Annotated in this window: 8 protein-coding genes, 1 pseudogene and 1 other annotated feature; of the genes and pseudogenes, 2 read left to right on the top strand and 7 right to left on the bottom strand. The window is 36.7% G+C overall.

Translation table 11 applies throughout. From position 1 onward, the window contains the following. Both J2S13_RS08765 and J2S13_RS08760 read right to left on the bottom strand, forming a co-directional pair. The coding region (locus tag J2S13_RS08765) for an IS4 family transposase (RefSeq protein ID WP_307257355.1) at nt 1-751 on the bottom strand (751 nt) is incomplete at its 3' end. 252 nt (nt 752-1003) lie between these two features. Further along, nucleotides 1004-1266 (bottom strand): annotated as a pseudogene (locus tag J2S13_RS08760) (multicopper oxidase domain-containing protein); the annotation flags it as partial. Between the two features lie 124 nt (nt 1267-1390). Here J2S13_RS08760 and J2S13_RS08755 point away from each other — a divergent pair. Together J2S13_RS08755 and J2S13_RS08750 are read left to right on the top strand one after the other, a co-directional pair. After that, nucleotides 1391-2152, top strand: coding sequence for a 3-oxoacyl-ACP reductase (locus tag J2S13_RS08755; RefSeq protein WP_307257359.1), 762 nt, complete (start codon nt 1391-1393; stop codon nt 2150-2152). 344 nt (nt 2153-2496) lie between these two features. Further along, nucleotides 2497-2814, top strand: coding sequence for a coiled-coil domain-containing protein (locus tag J2S13_RS08750; protein ID WP_307257354.1), 318 nt, complete (start codon nt 2497-2499; stop codon nt 2812-2814). Between the two features lie 519 nt (nt 2815-3333). Here the strand turns inward: J2S13_RS08750 and J2S13_RS08745 are convergent. The 5 genes from J2S13_RS08745 to J2S13_RS08725 form a co-directional block, all read right to left on the bottom strand. Continuing rightward, nucleotides 3334-4677 (bottom strand): chloride channel protein, encoded by a 1344-nt coding sequence (locus tag J2S13_RS08745; protein WP_307257353.1) that lies wholly within the window; start codon nt 4675-4677, stop codon nt 3334-3336. A gap of 156 nt (nt 4678-4833) precedes the next feature. Further along, entirely contained in the window at nt 4834-6780 is a 1947-nt protein-coding gene (locus J2S13_RS08740; RefSeq protein WP_307257352.1) for an ABC transporter permease, read from the bottom strand. After that, entirely contained in the window at nt 6770-7531 is a 762-nt protein-coding gene (locus J2S13_RS08735) for an ABC transporter ATP-binding protein (protein ID WP_307257351.1), read from the bottom strand. Before J2S13_RS08735 ends, J2S13_RS08740 begins: the two co-directional genes overlap by 11 nt. Before the next feature lie 100 nt (nt 7532-7631). Further along, nucleotides 7632-8636, bottom strand: a complete 1005-nt coding sequence (locus J2S13_RS08730) for a sensor histidine kinase (protein WP_307257350.1) — start codon at nt 8634-8636, stop codon at nt 7632-7634. A 1-nt stretch (nt 8637) separates the two neighbouring features. Further along, nucleotides 8638-9324 (bottom strand): response regulator transcription factor, encoded by a 687-nt coding sequence (locus J2S13_RS08725; protein ID WP_307257349.1) that lies wholly within the window; start codon nt 9322-9324, stop codon nt 8638-8640. 148 nt (nt 9325-9472) lie between these two features. After that, nucleotides 9473-9716 (top strand) — a binding site (T-box leader). Nucleotides 9717-9794 lie beyond the last annotated feature (78 nt).

The raw sequence follows: 9794 nt of genomic DNA, 5'->3' as shown, positions 1-9794 counted from the left end.
TTTCTTTGACCATACCAATTACGTCTAATCCCTGATCCACAATGGCTTTGACAAGTGGAGGTAATGTAAACCAAGAATCCATTAAGACATAACTTGCTTCTATTCCACTAGCTAACGCACGTTTGATCATGTCAGGAATTTGTTCGGGCTCTGTTTGTAAGGCATTTTCTCTACGTTTATAGCCACAAGTGCGTTTATCAATGTTTTCAGAGATTCCATTGATCAGGGACTTTTTAGAACTGACTAAAGAAAAATCAACTGGCATAAATGTATAGCCATCTGACCAGCCCAAAGTAAGCATACGAAAGCCTTTATAGAAGCGCATTTTAAGAGAAGCATGGTCAAAACAACGAGCAAGTAATTCTACCTTTTTACTACGATTTCGGTCATACGCAGAATCATCGATAATCAGTACTTTTGGACGCTCTTTATTCGTAAGACGCGTCACCTTTTGAATGGTAAAAGCGCTCAACAGTAATAAAAAACGGCGCCAATTGAAAGTGGATTGGTTTAAAAAGCGATAGACTGCATCTTTGGCTGGAAACTGATCGGCTTTCTTTGAATCAAGAAGAGAAAACCAATTTTTATGTTGAAAAATCAAACAGAAAACAAGCTGAAATAAGTAAGAACAGCTGAAACCAAAGGATTTTTTAATTCCTGCTTGGCGTAAGTGTTTATTCATTTCAAGCTCAGAAAAAACAGAATCGAGTTCTTTTGGTAGTTGATTATATTGGCTATTTTGGTCTATCATATAGGGAGCACCTCTTCTATGTGGTAGTGATTTCTAGACAATCTCACTATACCAAAGATCGAGGTGTTTTTCATTTTTTAATAAACCGTGTCAAGCAATATATTTAATAAATCTTAAACGCAATAAAACCAACGATTAGCACTTATTTTTCTGGTGCGAAAGTTGAGTTATAATTATAACCAACGAGTGTTAAAAAACCATCATATCAACTTCGACAGTTTTACGAATAAATATTTTGATTATTTCGTCTCTTTATTTCCTGTTGGGGTCTATTACTTTGAATGGCCGCATCACATCATAATCCTCATGTTCCAATTTGTGACAATGCCATACATAGTCGCCGGTGAATGGTCCGAATTTGGCAATTACTCGTGTAATTTGCCCTCCTGGTGCTGTAATGGTGACTTTCCAACCCCTCTCATTTTGTTCTGATTGTATAATTGGCCAGTATAGACAATACCTCCATCTTGATTATAACTATCAAGGTCAAAAGGACGCCGATCTAATACTTGAAATGGATTGGATGAGGGGAATTCATAGCTATTTTACCTTTGTTTCTAGAAAACAATCAAAACCTCCTTTTTGATATATACTTAATAAAAGAGTGACTGTTAGAAAAGACAAGAGGAGGAATATATGGTGGAAATAAAAGATCAAGTTGTATTGGTAACTGGAGCAGGTAGAGGGTTAGGAGCAGCAATTGCTAAAGCATTTGGGCGAGAAGATGCGCGTGTCATTGTCAACTATCATCAAAGTGAAGAGAAAGCCAAAGAAGTTGCAAAGAGTATTGGGGACCGTGCGATTGCTATTCAAGCAGATGTTACTGACCAAGAGCAGGTGAAAGCAATGTTTGATCAAGCGGAAAAACATTTTGGCCAGGAAGTCACAACCGTTATTAACAATGCGCTTGTTCATTTCAAATTTGATGCTTTGAACAGGAAACAAGCAACAACGATTGATTGGGAGGACTATGAAACGCAATTAAAGGGAAGTATAAAGGCGGCTTTGCATACAACACAGGCTGCCTATGAAGGAATGGCTAGATTGGGATTTGGAAGAATCATCAATATTGGAACTAATTTAGTGCAAAACCCTGTTGTTCCATATCATGATTATAATACAGGAAAGGCAGCATTAATTGGTTTTACGAGAAGCATGGCTCGTGAACTTGGACCAAAGGGGATTACTGTGAACATGGTTTCAGGTGGGTTGCTGCAAACAACAGATGCAAGTGCGTCGACTCCTGATGCAGTTTTTGATTTGATTAAAGAAAGTACCCCATTAAATCGAGTCACAACTCCACAGGAACTAGCGGATGCTACATTGTTTTTTGCATCGCCATGGAGTCGAGCTATTACAGGACAAAACTTAGTTGTCGATGGTGGACTTGTCATGAATTAAATAAAATTAGTGCCTGTTACTCTCTAGAATGGGATGATATTCAATATGAACGGAGAGTGATAGGTACTTTTTTGATGGAATTGGGATTCTTGGGATTTGCTCATTTCCCAGGTACTTTTGAGTTATTTCCCATAGAATTTGCATTTGTTTTTAGGTTTTTTGATCATTTCCCGTAGAATATGCTTATTTCCCCAAATTTTTTGCGTTACTTCTGTGATTTTTTGCACATAAACCATTTTTCGAGGAAGTCCTCTTTTTGGAAATCCCTCCATCCGAACCGCTTGATAAAAAAATAGATTTGGCTGATAATGATAGATAGAATGATTTTATGAAGGAGGGGTTATGTGAATACTGAAATCATCGAAGCATTGAGGTTAGTCATAAAAGAAGAGTTGGCACCTGTACACCAGCGACTAGACAAGATGGATGAGCGACTAGACAAGATGGATGCACGACTAGACAAGATGGATGCACGACTAGATAAAATGGAAAATAAGCTTGATGCTGTTACGGATCAAGTGGTTCGGAACTCTGAACAAATCCATGAGCTAAAGGAAATGGTTCAATCCGTGCAAGCCACACAGCAGCGCCATGAATTAACCTTGGATATCCTTTCGAGACGGTCTATTGATCAAGAGGCTGAGATTAGACGAATTAAATAATAGAAAAATGACGCTACTGCCGTGGAATAATCCCGGCTTTTTTTTTGTTGTCCAGGAAACTGTAAAACTTTGACTATGGATAAACCTTTAAAAGATATGGCCCATGGCGGCAAGCCTTCAGAGCCTGTTAGCTAGCGAATTTCCCCACTTTCTTTCAAGAACCAAGATCAGCCTCGTGAAAGATCTCACTTTCATTCTTTTATCTAGCTTGTGACTACGGAATCCATACTCCGATGTACAATGCGCTTTCGTATTTGTTCTATTAGTTATCATTTCCAATAGAATCTATTCATAATTTCTATTGTACTTGACCCGATTTGCATATTTCCCGTCATCTTTTGATGATTTCCCTTAAGGATTTGCGCTACTAATTAGATCTTTTGCGCCTGTTTTCTGTTTATTTGCACACTTCCCGCTATATATGCATATTTCCAGGTTTTTTTGCACTATTAATAATGTTAGTTTAAATTGAAGAAATCTCAATCTAATGTTGGTTGAAGTTTCAATCATTCCCTTATTTCACTTTCTACGATACTGCCATCGCTTCATTTTCCTTAATAGCCCGTAGGATACGTGAATTTTTTCTTTTTTCAATGGGATATTAGGTTCGAGATGCATCCATAATGATTTAGAATAGGCAACAAGTTGATCGGGATATACACTTCGGTGGCCAATGATGATATAGGCTGTAATACAGGCGCCGACGACATATAAGCCTGTTAAGCTTCCAAATAACTCATACCCCATGAAAATAGCGGCTAGTGGTGTGTTTGAAGCCGAAGCAACGACTGCTACCATCCCGACGGCTGCTCCTAAAACAGGGTCAACATTCAGTAGATGGGCAAAAGCATTTCCGGATAATGCTCCAATGACAAATTGTGGTGTGACAATCCCGCCGTAAAAACCAGAACCTAATGTAATTGCCACTAATAATGATTTCCAGAAAAAACCTAATAAAGGTGTTGCCTCACCTTGTAAAGCCTGATCCATCAAAGGAAGGCTAAGCCCTAAATAGTCTGTAGGGATGAATATGATGAGTATAGATAAAAGCAGACCACCTAACATCGGCATGAGTGGGGGCCAAATTTGAAATCGTTGTTGGACAAACTGAAAAATCGCACGCACTTGTTCAAACATTTCAATAAATAACCATGCGATAAGTCCACAAATGATCCCAATCAAAATAATCTTCATAAAAAGGCCTTCGGAAAAATGGGAAGTTCCAATCGGGTAAAATGTGTAGGTAATTCCCCAAAATTTACTTACTTCATAGGATGTCACTCCGGCAATGATTGCTGGGAAGATGTAATCATAACGTAATCGTCCAATGGTTAAGATTTCAATTCCATAAATAGCTCCAGCGATCGGAGTGCCAAATACACTCGCGAACCCTGCGCTAATCCCACATGCGACAATTCTTTTTTGAAGTTCTGGATTTAAATGAATCAGATACCCAAACCATGAAGCCAATGTTCCACCGATGTGAGAACAAGGCCCTTCTTTTCCTGCAGATCCGCCAGAACCAAGTGTGATAATGGCTGCTATTGGTTTAAGAGGCAATGTTTTGTACGGCATTAATCCTGCCTGCTCATGGACTGCCGCAATCACAGAATCCTTTTTATCCTTTGATGCATTTCGATAACCATAATAAATAATAAGACCATTTATTATTCCACCAATTGGAAGTAACATCATTTGCATCCAAAGAGGGATATGAGCGGTTTGGTCAGTAGAATAATGCAGAATATGTAAAAACAAACTCGTCCCAGTACCAACAATCGCCCCCGTAATAGTAGATAAAATAAGCCATCTTATCAAAGTCGCAAGCATAATAAAAGGTTCAATATAATAAATGCGAAACAAACAAACACCCCTCACCCAACAATCTATAAAAAAAATAGCACTAAAAAATAAGAATGTCTAATTAGTATTTCCTGTCTATTTACTTACATTATCTGGATGGTGCCTGGCACCATCCAGAAAAAAGGCACCGCCTGTAAAGATAGGGGTGCCTGGTGTTTATAGTGCTTCTTTTATTATTTTTTTATAGTAAAGGACGGATAGGATTCCGAAGATGGAATATAGGGCTGTGTAGAGTACCATGACGATGATCATTGGGGTCCACAGTTCTGTTCCGAATAAAAACCAGCCGGATTGGACCGCGAAATAGCTATGCAATAGTCCAATGACTAATGGAATCCCGAAATTAAACATTTGTTTTGCTTGAATCCCTTTTAATAGGTCTCCTTGTGTGAACCCAAGTTTTCTTAATATCGTATAATTTGATTTTTCATCTTCACTTTCATCCATTTGTTTAAAATAAAGGATACATCCAGATGTAATTAAGAAGGTTAAACCAAGAAATCCAACGATAAACATTATTAGTCCCATCATTTGTTTTTGACTTTTGCTCATTTCTAAACGAGAGATATTTGAATTATTTTCACTTATTTTTAACTCATGAAACACATCATTTGCCTGTTCTATCTTGTTCTCATCTTGAATATCAATTCCGATATAGAGCGGGGATTTTTGTTCAATTTCCGTATTAATGTCGTTTTTTAACTTTTTAAATACCGTTTCGTCTACTATAACAGTTGGGAATCCACCAGCTGTGAAGTAATATGGGAGAATGGGTTCTTTTTCTAACCCCAAATATTTCAGTGGGATGGTTTTCGTTTTTCCTTTGACCTCAATTTTCCCAGAGTCTTTAAATGACATAAATTTACTCATAATATCACTATATCCTGAAAAAAGAACTTCGTTTGCTGCTAGATTGACATTTTTAATATCTTTATCACTAACGATAGGTACCGACATATTTTTTGGATCAAATTGGAGCTCTTTCATACCTGTTTCCATTATTTGATCTAGATCAGCATACACTTCAATGACCTCAATCCTTTTTTCAATGTATGTAATCCCCTTTGTTTCTAACGCATCTTTAAAAACCTGTGCATCCCTATCAGTGGCTAATGAAAAATGGGTTGGAACATTATTTTCAGCATTTTTCCCAGCTGAATAATAAGAAATATAGCTTAAAGATAATAAACCGATTGCAAGCGCAGATACGGTTGTAATAATCGTTAATAATAACGCATTTGATTTCATCCGAAACATAATGGAGGATAAAGATAATACCTCATTGATATTCAAATATCCGCCTTTTCTTTTTCGAATGATATTGGTTATAAAGGTAACAGATCCTTTATAAAAAAGATAGGTTCCAATAATAACAGACCCTAGAATCATCACCATCGCCGCAAATAGCTCATTCATCGTTGTAAAATCACCGCTAAATAATTTGGTCGAAACATAGTAGCCTGAGGCAATGAAAACAATCCCTAAAATTCCAATAATCATTTCCAAAACGCTTACTTTTTTCACTCTTCCCTCCACGGAGGAAATAATTCTAAATAAATTTAAAATACTTTGTCTTTTAATAAATAAATAGTTCATCAACATGATGATCAGGTAAATCGCCGCAAATACAATAAGTGTTTGAATAAATGCTTCTTCTGAAAAATGAAGGGCTGTAGCGAGATTGACCCCCATAATTTTGAATAAAATCATCATCATTAATTTAGAACTTGCAAATCCAACAAAAATTCCTATGACTAAGGAGCCGAAATAGAGGATGAAGTTCTCAATGCTTAGTAGACGAAAGATAGCGGATTTTGTCATTCCAATAAGCTGTAATAAACCAATTTCCTTACTTCGACGTTTAATAAAAATCTTATTGGCATACAAAAGGAAAATGGTCACAATCGCAATAAGCAGGATCGATGCTGTCTTTATAGCAGCAGCTCCTTTAATGGAATCTTTCGCTTCATTCATGGATGGATCATATTGCAAGGTGACAAACGCAAAATAAAGGGCGACACTAAAAACTAGAGCAAATACATAAAGATAATAGTTTTTTAAATTCTTTTTCAAATTTCGAAGGATGAGTTGATTAACGCTCATTTTGCACCCCACCTAGGACAGCTTGTGTTTTCATAATATCGTTGAAAAATTCTTTCCTTGATTCTTCTCCTTTATTTAATTGGGTATAAATGCTTCCGTCTTTAATAAAAATAACCCTACTACAGTAACTAGCGGCAACCGCATCATGAGTAACCATCATGATCGTTGCTTTTCGTTTTTGATTTAATTCACTTAGCTTATTTAACATATCGGAAGCCGATTTTGAATCAAGTGCCCCTGTTGGTTCATCGGCAAAGATAATACTTGGTTCATGGATGAACGCTCGGGCTGCAGATGTTCGTTGTTTTTGCCCACCAGAAATTTCGTTTGGATATTTATCTTTTATAGTATAAATGCCCAGTTCTGTTGCCAGTATTTTGAACTTATGATCCGCCTCTTTTTTCGGTGTTTTCGTAATCGATAAAGGCAGCAGGATGTTTTCCTTGACTGTCAAAGTATCGAGTAAATTATATTCTTGAAAGATGAAACCGAGGTGATTTTTCCGGAACTCAGCCAGCTGCTTTTCTTTCATACCGACTATTTCTTCCCCGTCAATTTTGATGGTGCCATCGCTGACTTGATCAATGGAGGATAGCACATTGAGCAATGTCGTTTTGCCGGAGCCAGACGCCCCCATAATGCTAACAAATTCCCCTTTTTCAACACTTATATCAATTCCTTTTAAAACCTCTTGTTTATTGAATTTATTCCCGTAATTTTTATGAATTTTCATTGCTTCTAATATACTCATTTCAACCGTCTCCCTTCATCGGATAACTTTATTATAAAGCTAGCTGTTTTCGTTATCCTTCGATTAATCGAACAAATCAAAAAGGCGTGTGACATTTTTGTCACATGCCTGAAATATGGTGAAATTCATTTTTTGCGGGGAATGTTAAGGAAAAAGTAGTTCCTTTACCTGGTGTTGATTGTACGGTAATTTGGATGAGCAGTGGTTTGGCGGCATTTTTTGCTAAGTAAAGCCCTATTCCTGTTGCTTTATTGTCTTGGTGCTTCGCTGTAGATGTAAAACCTTTATCAAAAATTCGTGGCAGATCTTTTGGGTCAATTCCCCGGCCAAAATCTATGACTTCTAATCTTGTCTGATCTTCTTTTTGATAGGTTTTAATGATAATGTCAGCTGATTCACTATACTTCACAGCGTTTGTTAACAGTTGTCTTATGATATAAGCTAGCCATTTGCCATCACTGAGAACCTCTTCTACTTTTAAATCGATATTAAATCCAATTCCTTTTTGAATACACCATGGTTGAAGTGTTTTAATTTCATTAAAAATTAAAGGCTTTAAATCGACTTTCTCTATATATAAATCGTTTTTAATAAATAAAATCCGTTTCTGATGGAGCTGTTGATCGAGTAGAAAATGAATTCGTAGCCATTCACGTCTCAATTGTTTTTTTAGTAGTTCATCTTCTATGCGGTCTATGATTAAATGCATAGCGGTTAAAGGTGTTTTTACTTCATGTATCCAGGACAATAGTTCATCTTTCTCTCGTTCTAAAAATGTGAAATTCTGTGAAACTTCCCTTTTCAACTGTTTGGTTTGTTTAATGATGCGGTCTTCGATGATTTTTTCAAATGGACTGTTCGCATCTGAAATACTTGTTAGATCAAGGTCGGTGTCCCATTCTTCTATGCTTTTATAAAATTTTGTTTCTTTTTGATAGCGGGCAATTAAGAAAATCATAAAGGCAATGGTAGAAAGGAAAACAATATAAAGGATAGATTTAAGCGGGATCGCTGAATCCACATAAGAAATAAAGACGAATAACAATTGCAGGGAAATATAAAAGGAAATCCAGCTACCTCTTTCTTTTACAAATTTCCATACCATACTAATAGTCCTCTTCCACAGCCATATAACCCTGGCCCACTTTTGTCTCGATATACCGACCTAATCCAATCTCTTCTAGCTTTTTTCGTAAGCGATTTACATTGACAGTTAACGTATTATCACTTACAAAGCGCTCATCGTCCCATAAACTTTTGATTAGCTTTTCACGGCTGACGATTTTATCTTTCTGTTCAATGAGTTTTTTTAAGATAAATATTTCATTTTTCGTTAGTTCAATGACACCTAATTCATTGGAAACTGTATTATTCTCATAATCTACTGTAGCACCACACCATGTTTTCAGTGTAATTTGCTCTGTATTATAATTATAGACGCGACGAAGAATGGCTTGAATTTTTGCAATAAGCACATCAAAATGGAAAGGTTTTTGAACAAAATCATCTGCTCCCAGTTGCATCGACATCACCATATCGGTAGGGTGATCGCGCGATGATAAGAAAATGATGGGTACATTCGAATGAGATCGAATCATACGACACCAATGGAATCCATCAAACATAGGTAACTGAATATCAATAATGACTAAATCAGGTTTAATCTTCACAAACTGTTGAATCACTTTATCAAAATCTGAAATTCCATACACCTCATAAGACCATTGAAATAACCGATCCCTCATCTCCTGAAACAACGTCACATCATCTTCAATCAACAAAATCTTAAACAAAAGAATCACCCACACTTTTTCACTTTAAATGTATTGTATAGGAAATAGATGCCAGGTGCCAGGCACCATCCATAATTTGGTTGTTAATTTTGAATTTTAAAAAAACTATTGACCATGTTTTTTGTTTTTGCTAAGATACCATTATATTAAAAAATCAATGACGAGAAAAAGTAAGATAGTTTCCGTGTTCTAAAGAGAGTCGGCGTTTGGTGAAAGTCGATGTGCAGGTCTATCTGAAGATCATCTCTGAGATGCAAAGCTGAAGGGAGTAAGCTTTGACGGGTTGTCCGCCGTTACAATGGAACACGTATGATGGTACGTTGACTGAGAGCTGTATGTTTTTATTTCATACGGAATAAGGGTGGTAACGCGAGCACAAACTCGTCCCTATTTTTAGGGGCGGGTTTTTTTGTTTTTTTAGGAAACTATAAAATTTAGAACTGTGGACTACCTCGCTCTCGTTTCCTTTA

It is taken from the genome of Oikeobacillus pervagus, from assembly GCF_030813365.1.
Lineage (GTDB): Bacteria > Bacillota > Bacilli > Bacillales > DSM-23947 > Oikeobacillus > Oikeobacillus pervagus.
This window is presented reverse-complemented; position numbering and strand designations above follow the sequence as displayed.

Bases quoted from the DNA above. Each gene is read 5' to 3' on its own strand.
- J2S13_RS08730 (WP_307257350.1), bottom strand. From the start codon at position 8,636: ATGGTATGGAAATTTGTAAAAGAAAGAGGTAGCTGGATTTCCTTTTAT.
- J2S13_RS08735 (WP_307257351.1), bottom strand. From the start codon at position 7,531: ATGAGTATATTAGAAGCAATGAAAATTCATAAAAATTACGGGAATAAA.
- J2S13_RS08740 (WP_307257352.1), bottom strand. From the start codon at position 6,780: ATGAGCGTTAATCAACTCATCCTTCGAAATTTGAAAAAGAATTTAAAA.